Here is a 20,153-nt window from a genome sequence, read left to right as displayed (position 1 = left end):
ATCATAAAGTGAGCATGATTAATATAAGGAAGTTTGCAGCAATAGATATCGGTTCGAATGCCATGAGGCTTTTGATAGCTAACGTTGTAGAACAAGAAGGGAAAGAACCACAGTTTAATAAAAGTTCCCTTGTTCGTGTGCCAATTCGTTTAGGGCAAGACGCCTTTACAGTTGGAGAAATTTCACAAGAAAATATCGATCGAATGGTTGATGCAATGAAAGCATTCAATCTTTTGATGAAAGTACATAAAGTAGAGCGTTATATGGCATTTGCAACTTCTGCAATGCGCGAAGCCTATAATGCTAAAGAAGTTGTGGCTTTAATTAAGAAAAAAGCCGACATAAAAATCGAGATTATTGATGGTAAAAAAGAAGCCGCAATTATCGCTTCAACAGACTTACATCATTTAATTAAATCTGACGAAACTTATCTTTTTGTTGACGTTGGTGGTGGTAGTACTGAATTTACTTTGTTCTCTGACGGAAAAATGATTACTTCAAGATCTTTCAAAGCGGGAACGGTTCGTTTGTTGAATAATATGGTTCACGATGTAGTTTGGGATGAAATCGAAAAATGGATTAAAACCAACACATCAGATTACGATGAGGTAACGTTAATAGGTTCTGGAGGAAACATCAACAAATTGTTTAAAATGTCTGGAAAACAGCAGGAAAAACCGCTTTCGTATATTTATGTTAACTCGCAGTACGCATTTTTAAACTCTTTGACTTACGAACAAAGAATTGCCGAATTAGGTCTGAATTCTGACCGCGCCGACGTAATTATCCATGCAACTCGCATCTATTTAAATGCGATGAAATGGAGCGGAGCACGCCAGATTTATGTTCCAAAAATTGGACTTTCTGATGGTATTGTAAAAGCGATGTATTACGGTAAAATTTAATTTTCATATTTTTTTATAAATGAATAAAGGGAGACTTGAAGCTTTTAGTGATGGCGTTTTGGCAATCATTATCACGATTATGATTTTGGAAATTAAAGTGCCTGAGGGGCATCAATTTGCCGATTTAAAACCGCTAATTCCAAAGTTTTTAAGTTATGTTTTGAGTTTTATTTATGTTGGAATTTACTGGAATAATCACCACTATTTACTTCATGGATTATCAAAAGTTAACGGAAAAGTATTATGGAGTAACCTGCACTTTTTGTTTTGGCTTTCGCTAATTCCTGTTTCTACTGGATGGATGGGAGAACACAATTTTGAGAAGCCCGCTATGACAATGTATGGTATTATTTTATTGCTTTGCGCTATTTCATATATTATTCTGCAATACACTATTATGTGCAGTGAAAGAGACGATTCAGCTTTAAGAAAAGTGCTTAAGAAAGATTTTAAAGGAAAAATTTCTTTAGTATTATATTTAATTGGAATTGTTTCTGCATTTTATAATGAATGGATTTCTGGCGCAGCATATTTTATTGTAGCGATGTTATGGCTCATTCCAGATAAAAGAATCGAAAGAGTTTTTAACGAATAATTTATGAAATCTGTTTTTCAGTCCATTCAAGATTTTTCTGCTGATGAATTAAGTCTTTTAGATGATTTAATTACATTTCGTACTTTAAAAAAAGGAGAACTTTTGTTGACTGAAAACCAAATTTGTAATGAAATAGTATTTATAAAAAAAGGAATTCTTCGTTCCTTTTTTGTAAATCATAAAGGTGACGAAATCACCAATTGTTTTGCTTTTGAAAATGAATTTATGGCTTCTTTTGCCAGCTTTATTACTGAAGAAAAAGCAGAAGAAAACATTCAAGCTTTAACCGATACAGAATTGCAGATTCTGGATAGAAAAGCATTGGAGAAGCTTTATAAATCGGGATTCAATTGGCAGGAAACGGGCCGAAAATTGACCGAGCTAGAATTTGTAAATCTGCATAAAAGGATGATTTCTTTTCAGAAATTATCAGGAGCACAACGTTACGAAGAACTTTGTATGAATCATCAAAAGTATATTCAGTTAATCCCGTTGCAGTATTTGGCATCTTATTTAGGAATTACTCCAAGACATTTAAGCAGGATAAGGAAAGCGGTTGTTTAATTTTTTTGTTTCCCGCAGATTTTGCAGATTACGCAGATTTGTTTTTTAAACTTTTTAATTAAGAAAAGAATCTGCGTAATCTGCAATCCCGATAGCTATCGGGAGCGAGAGAAATAAATCTAAACATTTTTTCAGGACATTTGTCTAGTAAAAGAAAATGTACTAATAGTATTTTTGGAAAAACATTGATATGAAAAAAATACTGATTATAAACGGACATCCAAACGTTGAAAGCTTCAATTTCGGAATTGCAGAATCTTATAAAAATGGAGCCATTGCTTCAGGTTCACAAGTGGAAACCATTACAATTGCCGATTTAAAATTCAATCCAAATCTTCAATTTGGATATCAAAAACGTACAGATTTAGAGCCAGATCTTCTAGATGCTTGGCAAAAAATACAAAATGCAGAACATCTAGTTTGGATTCATCCCGTATGGTGGGGCGGACTTCCTGCAATTGCAAAAGGTTTTATCGATCGTTTATTTCTTCCTGGAATGGCATTTCAATACCGTGAAAACTCTGTTTGGTGGGACAAATTGCTAAAAGGTAAAACAGCACACATTATTACAACTTTAGATCAGCCAAGCTGGTATTATCGCCTGTTCTTTGGAAGACCTAGTGTCAATCAATTAAAGAAATCTACTTTAGAATTCTGCGGAGTAAAGCCAGTTAAAGTAAGTTATATCGGAATTATAAAAGGTTCTAATGAAGAACAACGAAAAAAATGGCTAGATAAAGTTTATAATTTCGGGTTCAAAAACAAATAGAAATTAGTCTTTTAAATCCAATCCAAATGTTGAACGCAAAAGCTCGATATTTGGATTGATTTCTAAGAAACGATTATATCGATCTTGATTATTGTAAGTTCGTTTCGTTTCAGCCTGTTCATTTACAATTACTTCAATTGTAATATCATGATTATGTAAATGCCCTTTTAAATGCCCCAATAAACCATTCATCTGACTTTCGAATTCTAGTTTCGATCCTTCGTTCGGCAGTTCATAAGAAATTGTTGTTCCGTTCAGAATAGGATCACTAATTAATAGAATCGATTCCATAATCTTAAAGCCTTTTTGACCTAAACGTTCCGCATATTTATTCCAATGAAGACGCATATCGGTTTCGTTAAATTCTTCGGTCGGTAAAACAGAAGATGGCTTAACATACGATTTACTGCTTGCTTCTAATTCTTTTTTCTTACGGATACTGGCAAGAGAAAAAGCAGAAACTTTTGGAGCGCCACTAGTATCTACTTTAGGAGTCTCCTGAGTCTGAACTATTGGAGTTTGAACTGTGTTTGGAGTATTTGCAACAGCAGCATTAGCATTGCTATTTGTATTTTCTTCCGAACTTGTTTCTGATTTTGTATTTGGATTTTCTTTGCTTGGACTTACAACTTCAACAATAGAAAAGCTTCCATTTTTATAATAAGTCGGCGGAATTATGAATTGCTCAGCTTTTTTTTTTCTCCATCAAAATTGATAGAGGCCAATTGCATCAAGCATAATTCTACTAAAAGTCGTTGATTCTGACTTAATTTGTATTTTAAATCGCAGTCATTTGCAAGATCAATTCCTTTCAATAAAAATTCCTGAGAACATTTTTGAGATTGAACCGCATACATTTGCTGAGCTTGTTCTCCAACTTCTAATAAAGCAATAGTCGAAGGAGTTTTACTCACTAACAAATCTCTAAAATGCGATGCAAGACCAGCAATAAAATGATGTCCGTCAAAACCTTTAGCAAGAATATCATTGTATGCTACTAAAAGATCTGGAATTTTATTTTCTAGAATTAAATCGGTAACAGTAATGTAAGTTTCGTAATCTAAAACGTTTAGGTTTTCGGTTACGGCTTGACGAGTTAAGTTTGTTCCGCAATAAGAAACGACACGGTCAAAAATTGATAACGCATCACGCATTGCACCATCTGCTTTTTGAGCAATAATGTGCAGTGCATCATCTTCAAAATTGATTCCTTGACTTTCAGCAACATCAGCTAAATGTTCTTTAGCATCTTTTACTGTAATTCTTTTGAAATCAAAAATCTGACAGCGAGATAAAATCGTTGGGAGGATTTTGTGTTTTTCTGTTGTTGCTAAAATAAAAATAGCATGTTTTGGCGGTTCTTCTAACGTTTTAAGAAAAGCATTAAAAGCAGCCGAAGACAACATGTGGACCTCGTCAATGATATATACTTTGTATTGTCCAGTTTGTGGCGGGATTCTAACCTGATCGATAAGGTTACGAATATCATCAACCGAGTTGTTTGAAGCAGCATCCAGCTCAAAAACGTTAAATGCAAAATCTTCAGTAGGATCGTCATATCCAGGCTGATTTATTTTTCGAGCCAAAATACGAGCGCAAGTAGTTTTACCAACTCCACGTGGTCCTGTAAATAAAAGAGCAGAAGCTAAGTGATTGGTTTCAATAGCATTCAACAAAGTGTTTGTAATGGCTTTTTGCCCCACAACATCCTTAAAGGTCTGCGGGCGATATTTACGTGCCGATACTACAAATTGTTCCATATTCTTTTTTATTCGATAGCAAATATAGGCTGAAAATTACCAAATCACAAATCTGAAAATCATAAATCTTTCGGTTGATTTTTGAGTGGTTTGAGTTTGAGTTATTAACGTTATATTTTATATAAAAAGGCTTTTTAAATTTTATTCTAAAATTCCTGTATTGTATAATTTGTAGTAAAAAGTTTACTATTTTTGTATCGAAAGAAATTTTTAAAAATTTATGAAAGGAAAACATATAGTAAGACTAATGGAGACAATTAGAATTGTATCGATATTATTACTGCTATTTTGGATTTATGATTTTCAGATAAATCACGGTCTTGGCATAACAAAAATTTTTTATTATGTCATTTTTGCAATTTTGGTTGTAATGATTGGAATATTGGTGCAACTAATTTTTAAGAATCAGACTTCTATCTTCGAAACACATAAGAAAAATGTAAATAAAGAAAGAGTGAGATATATTAGTATAATTCTAATTTTTCCTTTGCTTGCGGTATTTCTGTATGGGACTAATTATTACTCAAATTTTGAAGCTGAATTGTTGAACTTTCCTGAGAAGTCACTTTATCAGGATTCTCAAAAAGAAAATGAAATTATGGAGCCGCAAAATTTTTCGATTGAAGATTCTTCTTTTTTATCAGTTATTGAAAAATATAAAAGGAGTACGACTTTATTACAACCTCATAAATCAGTACATGAAATAAGCTGGAAAGAAAGTAAATTTGGTGGATATCCTAACATGGAATCTTTTTCTGAATATCCGAAATGTGATGTTTGTAAAAGCTCTTTAAACTTTGTTTTCCAACTTTATAGAAAAGATTTTCCTGAATTTTATTTTCCCAGAGATACAAATATTTTTCAGCTTTTCCGCTGTCCAAATGAAGATTGTAAAAGTACGCGTACAAATGATATTTCGGATCATAAAATGTTCCATTATTATTCAAAAGTTGATTGTGAGAAAAATAGACTTTTTGTGAAAAATAAAAACAGTTCAAGTAATATCGAACTAGAAGTTCCAGATTGCTATTTGAAACCAACAAAAACTTTTGATTATCCTTATTACGATGAATATGATAGTCGGGATTTAGCAAAACTCGATGCAAATTTTAGATTTAAGTTAGGTGATAACCAGATAGAAAAATATGTTACCAAACCTCATACAAAACTTGACGGATATCCTAGTTTTATTCAAAACGTGGTTTATCCAAAATGTAGCTGCGGCAGAATTAAAGAGTTTTTATTTCAGCTCTCAAGTGACGATACAGATGAAGAGTTAAAATATAAAAATGGTGCTATTCACTGGTCAGATCATGGAATAATGATTGGAGACGCTGGGAATATTTATTATTACATATGTCTTCATTGTGGAGAAAAAAGTATTGAAAGTTATTGGGATTGTTCTTAATGCCAAAATTATTTATTCTTTTACTGGAAAACATATAAAACCCACAACAACATCATATAATCTTTTGATAGTTAATCTATTTAATTTTAAAATAGTTAATTATTAAACATATTGTTATGAAAATAAGATCGGTTTTATTAGGAATGGGGCTTGCGATTTCTTTAATGGCTTGTGCTCCAAAAGATGCAGACATTGAAAAAGCAATCAGCGAAAAATTAAGCGATACTCCAGAAATTCAAGTTACGGTTCATGAAGGTGTTGCCACAATCACTGGAACTTGTGATGATGAAAACTTCAAAAAAAATATCGAAAAAAGTGTACGAGCAACAAAAGGTGTAAAATCTGTTGTGAATACCTGCGAAATTAAAAGGGCAAATCAAGAACCAGCGGCAGCCACCGTTGTAATTAATTCAGATACAGATTTAGATAAATCGGTTAGCAAAGTAGTTGATGCTTATGATGGTGTGAGCGCGACTGTTGTGGGCGGAGTTGTTACGCTTTCTGGAGAAATCAAGAAAGATAAATTACAGTCTTTGATGCAAAGTATTCAGGAGTTGAAGCCGAAAAAAGTAGATAATCAATTGATCATTAAATAAGCGCATTATGAGTTTACAAGATAAATATAGAGAGGTAGCAAATTTGGCTTCTGAATTAGGAATTGAAAATTTGCAGATTAGAGAACAAGATAATGTATTGTATATCGATGGTATAGCAAAATCGGCAACGGATAAAGAAAAGTTGTGGAATGCTTACGAAAAAATAGATCCTGAATACAGATCGGCAGATGTGGTAATGAATATTGAAGTTGAAGAAGGTGTTTCTAGAGAATATACTGTTGAAATTGGTGATTCTCTTTCGAAAATTGGAAAAGCTTACGGAGTTTCTTGGCAGGATATCTTCGAAGCGAATAAAGATATTATTTCAAATCCTGATTTGATTCAGCCAGGTTGGAAGTTGAAAATACCTTCGTGAGGTTTTTATTCTTATTTTATGTCATTCCTAGAAAGGTTTGAATTCCGTTTCTAGGAATGGCATAGATTATTGAATAATTTTTTTGTCCTCATTTTTTTACTTGATCTCTAACGTCCTCTAATACTTAAATCAAATAAAAATTTTGCTGTCTCCTGATCTGAATCGGCTGAAAAGCCAGCAACATAAACTCCTTTTTTACCAGAAGTCGATTTAATTCCGTATACAACTGCCTCATCTGCCGGGTCTGACTCGCCCTCGTATCGATACACATGTACAATTTCAAATTTCTCAGGATTCTTTTTAATCGCATCAGCATTTCGATTAAAATCGCACGTAAATCCTTTTTCATTCAATTGATCTAAAGCTTTTGAAACAGTTGCGTAATGATACATTCTTTTCATGATAAACTGAATTTATTAATAATAGATTTCTAAAGATAACTATTTTAAAATTAAAAAGTTAGAGTGAAAGTCATAAAATCTGAAATTTAAAATCATTATTGTTAGTTCATAAATCGCTACTTTTGCAGCGCAGACCGCCTTATCGTCGCTCCGATTTTATCGGAGGGGAGGAAAGTCCGGACACCATAGAGAAGCATAGCGGGTAACGCCCGTCGGTTCCGAAAGGGATTAGGACAAGTGCAGCAGAAAGTATGTACAGGTAATGCTGTAGTGAAACCAGGTAAACTCTATGCGGTGAAATACCAAGTATATCGGCATTTAAGGGCTTCTCGTTCGTTGCCGAAGGGTAGGTAGATTGAGTCCATCAGTAATGGTGGATCTAGATAAATGATAAGGTATTGTTTTGTTGCAAAACCAGACAAGAACAGAATCCGGCTTACAGGTCTGCATTTTTTATATATTTGTGAAACTATCTAACCATTTTTTCATGAATATAATCACTCCAAATCCTTCTTCTAAAACCAAGAAAAGTCTTTCCCATTCGGTATTGACCAATCTTACTTTTTGGGTTTTAATTGCCATTATTGCTGGTATTTTACTTGGACATTTTTCGCCAGAAAATGGGGTAAAAATGGAATTTCTAGGGAAGAAGTTCATTCAGCTGATTTCGCTTTTTATTGGCCCAATTATTTTCTTGACTATTGTTTTAGGAATTTCTGGAATGGGAAATCTAAAGAAAGTGGGAAGAATAGGCGTTAAAGCTTTGGCTTATTTTGAAGTTGTTTCAACAGTTGCACTAGCAATTGGTGTTGCAGTTGCTTATATTTTTAAACCAGGAAAAATTGACAAATCAGGTTTAACTTTTGGGGATGCTAGCCAATATACAAAAGGCGCTTCCGAACATTTTTCATGGTTGCAATTTTTCTTGTCTAATTTTACACTACAGGTTTTGCTCGCTGCAATTGTCTGCGGAATTGCCTTGAATTTTTATCAAAAAAGAGAACAGACCATTTTGGTTTTAGAGCGATTTTCAAAAGTTGTTTTTACGGCTTTAAAATATGTAATGTATCTAGCGCCAATTGGAGCTTTTGGCGGAATGGCTTATACAATTGGTAAATTTGGTTTAGCAACTTTAATTCCGCTTGGAAAATTGATGCTTTGCGTTTATTTGACGATGGCACTTTTTGTATTTTTTGTTTTGGGAAGTATTTTGAGATATTATAAAATCAGTATTCTTTCGATTTTAAAATATATAAAAGAAGAACTTTTATTGGTTTTAGGAACTTCATCTTCTGAAGCGGCTTTGCCAAGTATAATGGTCAAACTGGAAAGAATGGGCTGTAGTAAATCGGTTGTGGGATTGGTGATTCCAACGGGTTATTCTTTTAATCTCGATGGAACTTCAATTTATCTTTCGATGTCTGTGCTTTTCATTGCGCAATTGTATGATGTGCATTTAAGTTTTTTCGAAATTCTAACTGTAATCGGAATTTTGATGATTACTTCGAAAGGTGCGGCTGGAGTTACAGGAAGTGGATTTATTGTTTTAGCTTCGACTTTAACAGCGTTGCATAAAATACCAGTTGAAGGTTTGGCGTTCTTATTGGGAGTTGATAAATTTATGAGCGAAGCCAGAGCAATTACCAATTTGATTGGAAATACTGTGGCGACAATCATCATTTCGAAAACAGAAAGAGATTTTACAGAATTAAACTTGAATCCAGTTTTGGAGGAATAAATTTAGTCGCGAAGACATAAAGGCGGTACGTTTTTGTTTTTCCTTTAGACTTAAAATTACCTCACTAGATTTAAAAAAAAAACTTTACGACTTAGCGCCTTCGTGGCATTAATTAAATTATCATGAAAACAAGAATAGGAATTTTAGGGCTTGGTGGTGTTGGAGGCTACTTTGGTGGACTTTTAGCGAAAGCATATCAAAAAAATGATAATGTCGAGATTATTTTTATTGCACGAGGCGAAACACAAAAAGCCATTACAGAAAGCGGATTGAAAATTGTTACGGACGAAACAGAAACAGTTGTTTTTCCAGATTTGGTTTCTAATAATCCAGAAGAGATTGGAATTTTAGATTATTTGATCTGCGCTACCAAAACATACGATATTGAAGAAAGTTTAACTTCTTTAAAAAATTGTGTAAAAACGGAAACAGTATTTCTGCCATTATATAATGGTGTTGATGCCCAAGAAAGAATTAAAAGAATATTTCCTAAAAACGAAGTGCTTCAGGGTTGTGTTTATATTGTTTCGATGATTTTTTCGCCAGGAACAATCCGTAAGATTGGTTTTTACGAAAAAGTATTTTTTGGATCAAAAACGACTCCTTTTGCCGTATTAGAAGAATTGCATATTATTTTTGAAAAAGCAAAAATAGAAAGTTATCTGGTCGAGAATATAGAAGAAACTGTTTGGGAAAAGTTCATTTTTATTTCAGCATTAGCTTCAGCAACTTCTTACCTGAATCAGAATATTGGACAGATTTTAAGCAATTCTGAATCAAAAGTGACATACATAGAACTGCTTCACGAAATTGAAGATGTAGCGAGAGCAAAAGGCCTAAAACTTCCGCATGATATTGTCGCTCAATCTGTCGTAAAATTGGAAAAATCTCCAAAAGAAGCAACATCATCTATGCACAGGGATTTGCTTGCAGGAAAGAATACCGAAGTAATTTCGCTTACGCAATTTGTAGTAAACGAAGGAAAAAAGTACGGATTAAAAACACCGCTTTACGAAAAAATTGCTGCAATTTTAATGAAATAATACAAATTCAAAACACATAGAAACATAAAACTAAATTAGTTGAAAAGCTTGCTTTCAGGCTTGGCAATTTGATTACCAATTTAAGTGAAACGACTTTTCAAATTTAAGTTTACATCTCTATGTGTTTCTAATATTTAGGTCTAAGATTCGTCTTTTGTTGTACGTACCAAACTAATTCCAGAAGTAAAAAATACGATTCCTAATATTCCATAAATAATTAATGATTTTATATCTCTGGTTCCGCCTGATGTGTCAGCAAAAATCACGGCCGTATAAATAAGTCCTACAATTCCGAGAATCGTCAGTAATCCTCCGAAAAATCTTTTTAGGTTCATGATTGTTAGATTTAAAAGTTTCTAACAAAGTTATACTCTAAAGGCTTATGTGTTGTTATACAATTGTTTATGAAGATTATATGATTTCAAGGAGATAATTGTAGGAAAATAAAACTGCGTTTAAGATTTTCGCATGGTTTAATTGTTATTTTTGCCTCAACTAACCAATTGATATAATGACAAAAAACTACTTTTTATTACTCTTATTTATTGTTCCATTTAGCGTAGCTCAAGCGCAAGAAGAAGCTCCTGTTTCTGTTGCTAAGAATCAATTTAAAATCAACTTACTATTTCCTGGTTTTGTTTATGAACATGGATTTTCAGAAAAAAACACACTTTATTCTGAAGCAAGTCTGGGTTTTGGATATAAATATAGCGACTATTATGATAAATCAGATGTATATGTTGTTCCCATAATTACGGAGCAGTTTCGTCATTATTATAACTTAGAAAAAAGAGCAAATAAAGACAAAAGAACAGAACGTAACTCTGGAAATTATTTAGCATTAAATGCTTCTTATTTTTTCAAACCTCTTTCAGGTGATACAGAGTATTTTTCATATGTTCCCTCATCTACAGTAGCTGCTGTTTGGGGATTACAACGCACGTATAAAGGACGATTTAATTTAGAATTTAATATTGGCGCAGGCGTAAATTTCAGTAAATGCGAAACAAAATTAGCACTTCCATTTAACTTCACTTTAGGCTGGGTAATTGGAAAATAATTCTCCTATAAAAATAGAAAAACCTTGATTCGTCAAGGTTTTTCTATTTTAAATTCCAATCCAATATTTCGAACACTTTCAATTTTAATATTTGGATCAGAATTAAAATATTTTCTGAGCCTGCTGATAAAAACATCCATACTTCGGCCTGAGAAATAATCATCTTTTTTCCATACAGACATTAAAATTTGATCTCTTTTTAATAATTGATTATGGTTGAGATATAAATACTCAATAAGTGTAGCTTCTTTCTCTGTTAGCTGTTGAACGTGATTTTTATTATTAAGCGTCAAACGTTCGTTGTCGAAAATATACGAGCCAATTTCAATTATATTATTTCCTTCTAAACTTCTTTTTTGCTCAATTCTTTTTAGAATATTCTGTAAACGAAGAACCAGTTCATCAACTTCAAAAGGTTTCGCAATATAATCGTCTGCGCCTAATTTCAAGCCAATGATTTTGTCTTCTTTTAACTTTCTTGCAGTTAGAAAAATAAATGGAATTTCGGGATTGATGGTAATTATTTTTTCTGCTAATGAAAATCCGTCCACTTTGGGCATCATTACATCAAAAATACAAATATCAAAAGTCTGGTTTTTAAAATAGTCTAAAGCTATTTCGCCATTTTCTGCCCAGATTACTTCAAATTGATGCAGTTCTAAATATTGTTTTAAAATTGCAGCAAAATCAAAATCGTCTTCGGCTAAAAGTAATCTTTTCAAAATAAGGGAATTAAACTTTTAATAAAATAGTAAACTGAGTTCCTTTTCCTAAATCGCTAATAACGCTAACAGAACCCTGATGCGCTTTTACGATTTGGTTAACATAGTACAATCCTAATCCTAAGCCTTTTGTATTATGAAGATTTCCTTGTTCTACACGATAAAATTTCTCAAAAAGAAGAGATTGTTTGTTTTTAGCAATACCAATTCCGTCATCTTCAATGCTAATAGAAAATTGATTTTCTACGATTTTTGTTTTCACTGTAATCGTATTTGAACCGTATTTTACAGCATTTTCTAAGACATTTAAAAAAGCTGTTGTCAAATGAAATTTGTCTAAAATCAAAATAGTTTTCTCTGTTTGAAAATCGGTTTTTAGAACGATTTTAGGAAAAGTAATTTTAAAATCATTTATAATAGAAATCATAAAATTTTCTATTTCGATTTTTTCTTTTTGCAATTCAATTTCATTTTCAGCCAAAGAATTTGCCATAACTTGATCAATCAAATTTTGAAGGCGATTGTTTTGGCGTGAAATGGTATTGACAATTGCATTGAAATTTTCATCGTTATCACGAATTTTTTTTTGCTCTAAAATCTTTGTCGAAATTCCTAAAGTTGCCAAAGGCGTTTTAAGTTCGTGCGTTATATTATTGATAAAATCGGTTTTAACGTCACTCACTTTTTTTTGTTTTATTAATCCCTTTATCGCAATTATAAAAAGACTAATCAAGGTTGTAATGGAGATAAGGGATAAAATCAAAATAATTGTCATTCGTCTTAAAATGATTATTTCCCAATCGATAACCGAAACGTACATCGAATCTTCTGTCAATAATTGATATTCCTGATTTTCAAAAGTTCCGTTTGTTGTTCCAACATAATTTCGAACTAAAAAAGCATGATTTAACGAAGCTAGATTTCCATATAGTTTGTTTTTTATAAATGGCTTTTCAGAGAAAATAGTATCTACTCTTTGAGTGCTTTTGTAAAGAATAAATTTGTTGAGTACAATTGCAAAATCAATTTTGAAATTTGGTAAATCTCTTTCAAATCTTCGCTGAATTTCCTTCGTTAAAGCGCTTTGAAAATCATTTTTTAAAACACCATTTTTTACGTTCAATTTAGTGTTTTTACCTTTCATATAATTTTCAGAAAGGCTTTTGTATAACGCTTCTTTTTTAGAAACTAAAACAGAATCGATATCACTGTAATCATTGGTGATCTGAGCAATTTCGTTTTTGATTTGTGTATGAAACTGAGCCACTTTGTAGTCATAAGTGGTTTTTACCAAATAACATTGAACAGTCATTAGCACAATTAATGCGACAATAGAAAATGCGATTAGTAAATTGATTTTTTGTTTCATATCCGTCAGAAAATCTGTTTCAAAAATACAGCTTTTAGGAAACAAATAGCAGATTAACCTTGCATTAACCTACGATTAACTTTCAGAAGTAGGTTTTCAAAGCATTTTTGCAGCAATGCTAACCATTATTAATTTTAAAATGAATATTTATCTGCCATTAAAACTGCTCGTTGCAATTTTACTTTTTTTACTTTCATTTATGGCAAATGCTCAAAATGAAACTCCAAAAGATTCGATTTCAAATCAATTAAATGAAGTTGTAATCAGCCAGGAGAAAAAAACATTTACGAACTCAAATGGAAATATAAAAGTAGATGTTGCCAATTCGGTTTACAGCACAATTCCAAATCCTGTTGATTTGCTTTCAAAACTTCCATCGGTTCAGGTAAGTACAGATCGTGAAAGTATTTCGATTGTTGGAAAAGGAAATCCGCTGATTTATATCGACGGACAAAAAGCAACCATAAACGATTTGAATGCTTTGACAGTTGCCGATATTAAAACAGTCGAAATTATTAAAAACCCATCTTCAAAATATGAAGCTGAAGGCCGTGCAGTGATTTTAATTACAAGAAAATTGAGTAAAAAAGACAGCTTTAGAACAGAAATTTCTGAAGTAGCATCTTTTAAAAGAAACTATAATAATTATTTAGGTTTTAATTCCAGTTTTAAAAAAGGTAAATTAGAGTGGAAAGCCAATTTCAATTATAATAAATTGAATCCTTGGGAAAATCATACTTTAGAATATGAGATTCCAAAAGCTTCGATTGTTTCTAATTATGATGTAATGGCAAATACAAAACGCAATCAATATGTTTTTGGCGGTGGCATCTTTTACAAAATGAAAGAGGAAGATTATTTTTCAATTAATGTAAATGGAAAACTGCAAAATGATACTTTCGACATCAATACTTTTACTTATAATAAAAATCAAAATCAGGAAAACAATGTTTTTACTCTAAGTGATAATGCAAGTAAAAAGAATTTTGTAAATGCTTTTATGAATTATTCTAAAAAGATTAAATCGATTGATACACAGTTTTTTACTGGTTTTCAATATTCAAATTTTAATCAGCACTTAGAAAGTTTAGTTTCCAATAATTATAATGAAACCAATTTTGAATTATCGCAAAACCGTGATCAGAAATTTAATGTTGATGTCTTTTCGGGAAGAATTGATGTGGAGAAAAAGTTTAAAAATGAAATGAATCTGGAATACGGCGGATTGTATTTGAAAGCGAAATCAAAATCTGATGCAACGATTTTGGATTTTGAAAAAAAGGAAAATGAAGTTTCAAATTATGATTTTAAAGAAGAAAACTTGGCAGCATATATTCAGTTTTCGGGAAAACTCAAAAAAATAGACTTCTCATTAGGATTAAGGACAGAGAATACCGATGTGTATTCAAAGTTTAGAACAGAAGTTTCAACTTCAATCGATAAGAATTACACTAATTTATTTCCTAAAGCCGATCTTACATTTTCTATAGACAGTACAAAAAGCATCAATGTAAATTATGCGAAAAGCATTGTGAGGCCAAAATATTCTTCATTAAGCCAAATTGCAACTTATATCAATCCGTATTTTTTGTACGGAAGCAGTTTAAATTTAGGTCCAGCATTTGTCGATGAAGTTTCGAGTTCATTTCAATACCGCGACAAAACTTTAAAATTGAGTTATTTTCAAACCAAAAACGTGACCAATCCAAGTTTTATCTTTAATGAAGAAACAAATGTGCTAACTATTAACGATGTAAATTTTAAACGAGAAACTGGTTTTACAATAGATTTAGCACTTCCATTTACCTATAAATTCTGGACAACAACCAATAATTTTGTTTTTGTAAAAAGTAAGGTTGAAGACGACACAGCGGTTTTGCATCCTTCGAAACCATATTTATATTATTACTCTAACAATACATTCAAACTGCCTAAAGATTTTACTTTCGTTTTATCTTTTTGGGGATTGACCAAACAAAATGATGGAATTTTTGAACGAAAAGCCAATTTTATAGTCGATTTGTCGATGGTAAAAGCATTTGGCAAAAACTGGAATTGTACTTTAAATTATAATGATATTTTTAAAACCACGAGTTACACCGATGGTTTTACAGTGAACGATATAAATGCGAAGTTTAAATATTGGGTCGATGCAAATGAGATTTCAATTGCAATTCGTTATTCTTTTGGGAAAGTAAAGGATTCCGAGTTTAAAGAAAAAAGCGTTAATGAAAGTGAAAATAGAATCAAATAAAAAAGTAGGTTAATTCTTTCTTTTTTGGAATAGTATTTGTGTATTTAATTTAAAAAATTAAATACACAAATAATGAAGTTTTATAAATTTAAAAAGGAAATTTTTTCAGTTTTAGTAATGTTGTCATTTTCAATTGTAAACGCGCAAGCTATTAGAGGATTTGGAAATGTTACAGCTTATAGTGTTAACAATGATTTTAAAAAAGGTGCAATTGTCGATATTGGTGGAGGAGCAGAATTTGAGTTCCATCCTTTATTTAAACCAGAAGTAAGCCTTAGTTATTCTCTTATGGGACTCAACGATCAAGAGTTTTATGATTTTGACACTAATACTTTAGAAAAACTATATGGAGATGTTTATATGCTAAACTTTACTGTAGGGCCTAAAATATACTTTTGGTACAGCGGAGAAACTTTTGATACCGCTGCCTGCTCATATTACATAATCCCAAAATTAAACATGTCAAGAATTGTTGCGAATGGGAATTATCAATTTATAGATTATGACGATCCACAGAATAATTTAATTCAAAAAGGACACAGAGCAGATTGGCAGCATTCTTTTGGTTTAACTCTTGGAATGGAATTTCCAATATTTAATTCAGATGCTATAGCTCTAAGTGTTACAGTAAATAAAATTAATATGGGAAAAACTTTAAATAGACTTCCTTACAACAATACAGATTATGGCACTTTATTAGCTGGAGCAGGAATTAGTTATTATTTTGGAATAAAAAAGTAGGTTAATTCTTTCTTTTTCGGAATGGTATTTGTGTATTTGGCTTGAAAAAATTAAATGCATCAATATGAAATTTTTAAAAAGTAAGTCTTTTTTCATTTTAATGATAATCTCATCTTTTTCTTTAAATGCACAGGAAATAAGAGGTTTTGGGAGTTTAATGGGGTATCATGCCGGCGAAAAAATTAATACAAAAACGGTTTTAAATTTTGGAGGTGGTGTAGAATTTAGAATTCACCCCTTAATTAGGCAAGAAGTAGCATTAAGCTACTATATGATGAGAATAAAGGATGATTTGAGTTATTATTATGAGAATGATGTTCAAAATTCTGAAATAATTAAAGCTTCTGCATCAGCCTTAAATATCAGTTTTGGAACCAAAATAAATGGCAACGGTGACTGGTCTTGCTTTTATATTACTCCAAAACTCAATATGTCTAAGGTTTTTGGCAGTGGGGAATATCGTTTTATTGATACAAGTAATTCGTCAAATAATATTTATGACAAAGGTAAAGCGGCTCGATGGCAACATAGTTTTGGCATTGGCGCAGGTATAGAGATTCCAGTGTCTGAATTCGACTCTATAGCATTACATTTTGATTTCTGCAATATACAATTGAACAAGTCATTGAATAAACTTCCAACTAATCAGATTGATTATGGTAGAATTGGTTTTGGAGGAGGAATAGTATATTATTTCGCATTCAAAAAAAAACAATCTCAAAATGAGTAAATTCTATAAAATTATATAAAGGGGTAATACAAGTGTAATTATTACAAATGGTAAATAGTATAAACGAAAAGGGAGAGTTGCCGATCGGCAGCATTCTTTTTGGTCTTACTTTGGAGGTAGAATTTCTACTTTTTAGTTCAGATGCCATTGCATTTAGTTTCAATGCTAATAAGATTAATGTCGGACTTGGTGTATCGTATTACTTCAGAATAAAAAATAATGGAAATAAATAAAAAATATTACTAATAAATTTAATTTATTAAATATGCTTCTTTTTCAGCTAAAACCATATATGTTCTTAGTTTTATGCATATTTGCATTTTTTGGAGTAAATGCACAGGCAATAAGAGGATTTGGAAATTATTCGATCTATTTCAATGAAAATCAAGAAAAAATCAAAGAGATCCAAGGTGGTTTAGATTATAATGATCTCCCAATTGCATTTCAAATTTCTTTTAGTTATTTTAATAATAGAAATAGATTTCAAGAGAACTATGATTATGATAATTACGTCCTTGAAAAATTGACGACAAGATCATCTGCTATCAATTCGGCTATAGGATTAAAATTTTACAATGTATTTTCAAATAATGAAGAGTATAGCTCTTCTGGTTTAGAATATTATATAATGCCAAAATTGAATGTAGCACGAATAAATGCAACTGGTAATTTTAGCAGCTCAAATTATTTCAATCCTTCAAGTTCTTTTACCCAAGACATTTCAATTACGAATTGGCAGGTATATTTCGGAATTGAATTTGGATATGAATTTTTTCTTTCTGAAAGGAGTTATAACTCAATCGCTGTAAGTGTCAACTACAACAGACTAAATTTAGGAAAACCATTGTCAAAACTTCCATATAATAATTTCGATTACAGTGAACATGATAATTTTGGATTGGGAGTTTATTTCTTTCTAGATCTCAATAAGTTTAATAGAAAGAAGTAAAAAAAAACAGAATCCTCTTGACTTTTCGAGAGGATTCTGTTTTTTTTATTTTATTGTTTAGTATAAATTCCTGGCATAAAACCGGTTGATTCAATTTGATTCTCTGAGATTCTTGTAAACATGAATTTTTTGCTAGGAGCTCCATAACAATTATATTTTAGACTATAATAATCAATTAATTCGACCTCTTGTACATTTGGATTTTGATATTGTTCATATTCTTTCCAATATTTACTTTCATAATCATAGATTTCATCACTTGTAGAAATAAAATTCTGCATAGGATATTTGTACAATAAATCGTCTTGAGTGAATTTAAATGCTCTTTGTTTATCATCCATCCAAGTTCCCTGAATCCAAGCCGGAGGATCCATGTATCTTGGACCCTGATAATTTTTTTCTTCTTTGTAATCATGAACATCCGCATCATGCGAACATGAAGCCAAAGAAATAAATGTAAAAAGTAAAATTAGTTTTTTCATAAAAAAATTTTTTACAAAAAAAGCAGAATAGACTTTCTCAAAGAGTCTCTAAAAGATTTATTTATGATAGTTTAAGACAATTTAATTATGCAAAAAGCCCTTGTAATTTACAAGGGCTTTTTTTTATTATATGGGAAGACTATCCTTCGTCTTCTTCAGATTCTTTTATAGAATTATCATGAGGCAATTCTTCATCATCGTCGGTTGAATTTAGTTCAAAAAAACTAAAATAAGAGCCGCCGTAACTTTTCTGAAACGAGAAATTACTCATGTGCTCAAGTTTTGTATATTTTGAATGCTCAATAATCATCATTCCATCATCTTCAAGTAAACCTCTTTCAAAAACGGTCGAAACAATTTTTTCAAAAGTTGCCTGATCTAATCCGTAAGGCGGATCTGCGAAAATAATATCGTAAGTCGTTTTAGAATTTTCTAAGAATTTAAAAACATCGCTTTTAGTTGCAGCAATATCAAAATCGTATTCTGATGAAACTTGTTTAATGAATTTAACGCATCCAAAATCGCCATCAACAGAGGTAATTGGTGCGCTTCCGCGTGAAGCGAATTCGTAACTAATGTTTCCTGTTCCCGAAAATAAATCTAAAACCTTTAAGCTGTCAAAACTAAAATGGTTATTCAAAACATTAAATAATGCTTCTTTACTCATATCAGTTGTTGGCCTCACAGGTAGATTTTTTGGCGGAAAAATTCTGCGTCCTTTGTATTTTCCTGAAATGATTCTCATGATTGAAATAAGATATAATGTTTTTGATTTTGAGCAGTTGTAAAATTATTCTTTTCCTTAAGTTTAGCAACGTCTAGAAAAGAAATATGGCGAACATATTTGTAAGCAATTTCAAAATAAGGGTCATTTTCTGTAATTGTTCCCAATAATTCTAATTTAAAACTTTCTGGATTTAAACTTAATTGTTCTGCTGTAAACAAAATATAATAAATGAAATCTTCTGGTGTTTGATATTCAAAAGAATTGAATAACAGAAGCTTTTGATTTTGCACCACAATAATTTCGAAATTATCAGGGTTAAAATTCACTATCATTTTTTTATCGTCATTATTACGAGAATTGTCCAGAATTTTTTCCACCAAAATAGTATTAGCATGTTTATAATCAAACGATCCCACATTGTCAATCAAAAAATTATTGATGTTTATGTATGGAATATAAACAGAATTCATTTGATAATTTGGAATTTGATCGAAAGTGAAAAAATCCGTTTCAAATACTTTTGTAGTGTATTGCAGATAACTTCCTAAATAGTTTTCATCAAACAAAGCAGTTGGTACAAAAGTCGAAAGATTGTTATTATGAATAACCATTACTTCGTCGTAAGTCTCTTTCAATTCAGGATTATTCTTGAATGCTTCGTTGAATAAATCTTCAATTTTTGCAGTTTTAGTTGACGTGTCAAATTTTATTTCTTTGAAAGAAATTATAATATTGTTTAAAGTATCAAAACAGCAATATGAAAATCCAGTCAGTGAAACCTGAATAGAAAGTTTTCTGTAATTTTTTGAAGTAATGTTAGTATTTTGTAATGACATAGTTGATTTACAATTCGTTACCTGTTTTAAATCAAGAAAGAATTTAAGCGACCACAAACTTACAAATAAAAAAAATAACAATGTCAATTTCAATATCAATGAAAAGGACTTAATTAAGTTGCAATTTC

23 protein-coding genes and 1 other RNA gene are annotated in these 20,153 nt (G+C 31.3%); 15 read left to right on the top strand and 9 right to left on the bottom strand.

Annotation, left to right across the window (positions count from 1 at the left end; all coding sequences use genetic code 11):
- Positions 1-14: 14 nt before the first annotated feature.
- The 4 genes from OD917_RS07245 (at position 15) to OD917_RS07230 (ending at position 2,833) form a co-directional block, all read left to right on the top strand.
- Positions 15-905 carry a Ppx/GppA phosphatase family protein gene (locus tag OD917_RS07245; RefSeq protein ID WP_263522880.1) on the top strand — a complete coding sequence of 297 codons (891 nt, stop codon included), beginning with the start codon at positions 15-17 and terminating at the stop codon, positions 903-905.
- 19 nt (positions 906-924) lie between these two features.
- Entirely contained in the window at positions 925-1,500 is a 576-nt protein-coding gene (locus OD917_RS07240; protein ID WP_263522879.1) for a TMEM175 family protein, read from the top strand.
- Positions 1,501-1,503: 3 nt separating this feature from the next.
- On the top strand, positions 1,504-2,064 hold the full coding sequence (locus OD917_RS07235; protein ID WP_263522878.1) for a Crp/Fnr family transcriptional regulator: 561 nt from the start codon (positions 1,504-1,506) through the stop codon (positions 2,062-2,064).
- 190 nt (positions 2,065-2,254) lie between these two features.
- A complete protein-coding gene (locus OD917_RS07230; RefSeq protein ID WP_263522877.1) occupies positions 2,255-2,833 on the top strand; it encodes an NAD(P)H-dependent oxidoreductase in 579 nt (192 codons plus the stop codon).
- A gap of 3 nt (positions 2,834-2,836) precedes the next feature.
- On the opposite strand, the gene OD917_RS07225 is transcribed toward OD917_RS07230, so the two are convergent.
- Together OD917_RS07225 and dnaX are read right to left on the bottom strand one after the other, a co-directional pair.
- Positions 2,837-3,181: a DNA polymerase III gene (locus tag OD917_RS07225; protein ID WP_263522876.1), complete on the bottom strand. Its 345-nt coding sequence runs from the start codon at positions 3,179-3,181 to the stop codon at positions 2,837-2,839.
- A 326-nt stretch (positions 3,182-3,507) separates the two neighbouring features.
- Complete coding sequence (gene dnaX / locus OD917_RS07220) at positions 3,508-4,593, bottom strand: DNA polymerase III subunit gamma/tau (protein ID WP_263522875.1); 1,086 nt, start codon at positions 4,591-4,593, stop codon at positions 3,508-3,510.
- A gap of 220 nt (positions 4,594-4,813) precedes the next feature.
- Between dnaX and OD917_RS07215 the strand changes: the two genes are divergently transcribed.
- From OD917_RS07215 to OD917_RS07205, 3 genes are all read left to right on the top strand, one after another.
- Complete coding sequence (locus OD917_RS07215) at positions 4,814-6,001, top strand: YwqG family protein (protein WP_263522874.1); 1,188 nt, start codon at positions 4,814-4,816, stop codon at positions 5,999-6,001.
- Between the two features lie 116 nt (positions 6,002-6,117).
- Complete coding sequence (locus tag OD917_RS07210) at positions 6,118-6,597, top strand: BON domain-containing protein (protein WP_263522873.1); 480 nt, start codon at positions 6,118-6,120, stop codon at positions 6,595-6,597.
- A 7-nt stretch (positions 6,598-6,604) separates the two neighbouring features.
- The gene (locus OD917_RS07205; protein WP_263522872.1) at positions 6,605-6,973 is read left to right on the top strand and encodes a LysM peptidoglycan-binding domain-containing protein; all 369 of its coding nucleotides are present in this window, start codon (positions 6,605-6,607) and stop codon (positions 6,971-6,973) included.
- Between the two features lie 107 nt (positions 6,974-7,080).
- On the opposite strand, the gene OD917_RS07200 is transcribed toward OD917_RS07205, so the two are convergent.
- Entirely contained in the window at positions 7,081-7,374 is a 294-nt protein-coding gene (locus OD917_RS07200; protein ID WP_008467915.1) for a hypothetical protein, read from the bottom strand.
- Positions 7,375-7,500: 126 nt separating this feature from the next.
- On the opposite strand from OD917_RS07200, the gene rnpB reads away from it, so the two are divergent.
- From rnpB to OD917_RS07185, 3 genes are all read left to right on the top strand, one after another.
- Positions 7,501-7,829: RNase P RNA component class A (gene rnpB / locus OD917_RS07195), an RNA gene on the top strand.
- 32 nt (positions 7,830-7,861) lie between these two features.
- Positions 7,862-9,112, top strand: coding sequence for a cation:dicarboxylate symporter family transporter (locus OD917_RS07190; RefSeq protein WP_263522871.1), 1,251 nt, complete (start codon positions 7,862-7,864; stop codon positions 9,110-9,112).
- Positions 9,113-9,234: 122 nt separating this feature from the next.
- Complete coding sequence (locus tag OD917_RS07185) at positions 9,235-10,155, top strand: ketopantoate reductase family protein (protein ID WP_263522870.1); 921 nt, start codon at positions 9,235-9,237, stop codon at positions 10,153-10,155.
- 140 nt (positions 10,156-10,295) lie between these two features.
- On the opposite strand, the gene OD917_RS07180 is transcribed toward OD917_RS07185, so the two are convergent.
- Positions 10,296-10,490, bottom strand: a complete 195-nt coding sequence (locus OD917_RS07180; protein ID WP_223680352.1) for a hypothetical protein — start codon at positions 10,488-10,490, stop codon at positions 10,296-10,298.
- Positions 10,491-10,666: 176 nt separating this feature from the next.
- Here OD917_RS07180 and OD917_RS07175 point away from each other — a divergent pair, with 176 nt between their 5' ends.
- The gene (locus tag OD917_RS07175) at positions 10,667-11,215 is read left to right on the top strand and encodes a hypothetical protein (protein WP_263522869.1); all 549 of its coding nucleotides are present in this window, start codon (positions 10,667-10,669) and stop codon (positions 11,213-11,215) included.
- A 32-nt stretch (positions 11,216-11,247) separates the two neighbouring features.
- Here OD917_RS07175 and OD917_RS07170 read toward each other — a convergent pair whose 3' ends face one another.
- Positions 11,248-11,937: a response regulator transcription factor gene (locus OD917_RS07170; RefSeq protein ID WP_263522868.1), complete on the bottom strand. Its 690-nt coding sequence runs from the start codon at positions 11,935-11,937 to the stop codon at positions 11,248-11,250.
- Positions 11,938-11,947: 10 nt separating this feature from the next.
- The gene (locus tag OD917_RS07165) at positions 11,948-13,306 is read right to left on the bottom strand and encodes a sensor histidine kinase (RefSeq protein WP_263522867.1); all 1,359 of its coding nucleotides are present in this window, start codon (positions 13,304-13,306) and stop codon (positions 11,948-11,950) included.
- A 139-nt stretch (positions 13,307-13,445) separates the two neighbouring features.
- On the opposite strand from OD917_RS07165, the gene OD917_RS07160 reads away from it, so the two are divergent.
- From OD917_RS07160 to OD917_RS07145, 4 genes are all read left to right on the top strand, one after another.
- A complete protein-coding gene (locus tag OD917_RS07160; RefSeq protein ID WP_263522866.1) occupies positions 13,446-15,560 on the top strand; it encodes a TonB-dependent receptor domain-containing protein in 2,115 nt (704 codons plus the stop codon).
- 72 nt (positions 15,561-15,632) lie between these two features.
- A complete protein-coding gene (locus OD917_RS07155) occupies positions 15,633-16,301 on the top strand; it encodes a hypothetical protein (RefSeq protein WP_129747660.1) in 669 nt (222 codons plus the stop codon).
- 64 nt (positions 16,302-16,365) lie between these two features.
- The gene (locus OD917_RS07150; RefSeq protein WP_263522865.1) at positions 16,366-17,031 is read left to right on the top strand and encodes a hypothetical protein; all 666 of its coding nucleotides are present in this window, start codon (positions 16,366-16,368) and stop codon (positions 17,029-17,031) included.
- A 265-nt stretch (positions 17,032-17,296) separates the two neighbouring features.
- Positions 17,297-17,980, top strand: a complete 684-nt coding sequence (locus OD917_RS07145) for a hypothetical protein (protein ID WP_263522864.1) — start codon at positions 17,297-17,299, stop codon at positions 17,978-17,980.
- 50 nt (positions 17,981-18,030) lie between these two features.
- On the opposite strand, the gene OD917_RS07140 is transcribed toward OD917_RS07145, so the two are convergent.
- The 3 genes from OD917_RS07140 to OD917_RS07130 form a co-directional block, all read right to left on the bottom strand.
- The gene (locus OD917_RS07140) at positions 18,031-18,462 is read right to left on the bottom strand and encodes a hypothetical protein (RefSeq protein WP_263522863.1); all 432 of its coding nucleotides are present in this window, start codon (positions 18,460-18,462) and stop codon (positions 18,031-18,033) included.
- A 139-nt stretch (positions 18,463-18,601) separates the two neighbouring features.
- Positions 18,602-19,207: an RsmD family RNA methyltransferase gene (locus OD917_RS07135; RefSeq protein WP_263522862.1), complete on the bottom strand. Its 606-nt coding sequence runs from the start codon at positions 19,205-19,207 to the stop codon at positions 18,602-18,604.
- A complete protein-coding gene (locus OD917_RS07130) occupies positions 19,204-20,025 on the bottom strand; it encodes a DUF3822 family protein (protein WP_263522861.1) in 822 nt (273 codons plus the stop codon). The genes OD917_RS07135 and OD917_RS07130 overlap by 4 nt, the downstream gene beginning before the upstream one ends.
- Between the last annotated feature and the right edge of the window lie 128 nt (positions 20,026-20,153).

It is taken from the genome of Flavobacterium sp. SH_e (assembly GCF_025717045.1).
In the GTDB taxonomy this organism is placed as follows: Bacteria; Bacteroidota; Bacteroidia; order Flavobacteriales; family Flavobacteriaceae; genus Flavobacterium.
The sequence above is the reverse complement of the archived record's forward strand: the minus strand, read 5'-3'. Positions and strand labels throughout refer to the sequence as shown.

Bases quoted from the DNA above. Each gene is read 5' to 3' on its own strand.
- OD917_RS07240 (WP_263522879.1), top strand. From the start codon at position 925: ATGAATAAAGGGAGACTTGAAGCTTTTAGTGATGGCGTTTTGGCAATC.
- OD917_RS07140 (WP_263522863.1), bottom strand. From the start codon at position 18,462: ATGAAAAAACTAATTTTACTTTTTACATTTATTTCTTTGGCTTCATGT.
- OD917_RS07180 (WP_223680352.1), bottom strand. From the start codon at position 10,490: ATGAACCTAAAAAGATTTTTCGGAGGATTACTGACGATTCTCGGAATT.
- OD917_RS07235 (WP_263522878.1), top strand. From the start codon at position 1,504: ATGAAATCTGTTTTTCAGTCCATTCAAGATTTTTCTGCTGATGAATTA.
- OD917_RS07205 (WP_263522872.1), top strand. From the start codon at position 6,605: ATGAGTTTACAAGATAAATATAGAGAGGTAGCAAATTTGGCTTCTGAA.
- OD917_RS07225 (WP_263522876.1), bottom strand. From the start codon at position 3,181: ATGCGTCTTCATTGGAATAAATATGCGGAACGTTTAGGTCAAAAAGGC.
- OD917_RS07190 (WP_263522871.1), top strand. From the start codon at position 7,862: ATGAATATAATCACTCCAAATCCTTCTTCTAAAACCAAGAAAAGTCTT.
- dnaX (WP_263522875.1), bottom strand. From the start codon at position 4,593: ATGGAACAATTTGTAGTATCGGCACGTAAATATCGCCCGCAGACCTTT.
- OD917_RS07145 (WP_263522864.1), top strand. From the start codon at position 17,297: ATGCTTCTTTTTCAGCTAAAACCATATATGTTCTTAGTTTTATGCATA.
- OD917_RS07185 (WP_263522870.1), top strand. From the start codon at position 9,235: ATGAAAACAAGAATAGGAATTTTAGGGCTTGGTGGTGTTGGAGGCTAC.
- OD917_RS07175 (WP_263522869.1), top strand. From the start codon at position 10,667: ATGACAAAAAACTACTTTTTATTACTCTTATTTATTGTTCCATTTAGC.
- OD917_RS07210 (WP_263522873.1), top strand. From the start codon at position 6,118: ATGAAAATAAGATCGGTTTTATTAGGAATGGGGCTTGCGATTTCTTTA.
- OD917_RS07135 (WP_263522862.1), bottom strand. From the start codon at position 19,207: ATGAGAATCATTTCAGGAAAATACAAAGGACGCAGAATTTTTCCGCCA.
- OD917_RS07165 (WP_263522867.1), bottom strand. From the start codon at position 13,306: ATGAAACAAAAAATCAATTTACTAATCGCATTTTCTATTGTCGCATTA.
- OD917_RS07230 (WP_263522877.1), top strand. From the start codon at position 2,255: ATGAAAAAAATACTGATTATAAACGGACATCCAAACGTTGAAAGCTTC.
- OD917_RS07245 (WP_263522880.1), top strand. From the start codon at position 15: ATGATTAATATAAGGAAGTTTGCAGCAATAGATATCGGTTCGAATGCC.
- OD917_RS07160 (WP_263522866.1), top strand. From the start codon at position 13,446: ATGAATATTTATCTGCCATTAAAACTGCTCGTTGCAATTTTACTTTTT.
- OD917_RS07130 (WP_263522861.1), bottom strand. From the start codon at position 20,025: ATGTCATTACAAAATACTAACATTACTTCAAAAAATTACAGAAAACTT.
- OD917_RS07155 (WP_129747660.1), top strand. From the start codon at position 15,633: ATGAAGTTTTATAAATTTAAAAAGGAAATTTTTTCAGTTTTAGTAATG.
- OD917_RS07200 (WP_008467915.1), bottom strand. From the start codon at position 7,374: ATGAAAAGAATGTATCATTACGCAACTGTTTCAAAAGCTTTAGATCAA.
- OD917_RS07215 (WP_263522874.1), top strand. From the start codon at position 4,814: ATGAAAGGAAAACATATAGTAAGACTAATGGAGACAATTAGAATTGTA.
- OD917_RS07150 (WP_263522865.1), top strand. From the start codon at position 16,366: ATGAAATTTTTAAAAAGTAAGTCTTTTTTCATTTTAATGATAATCTCA.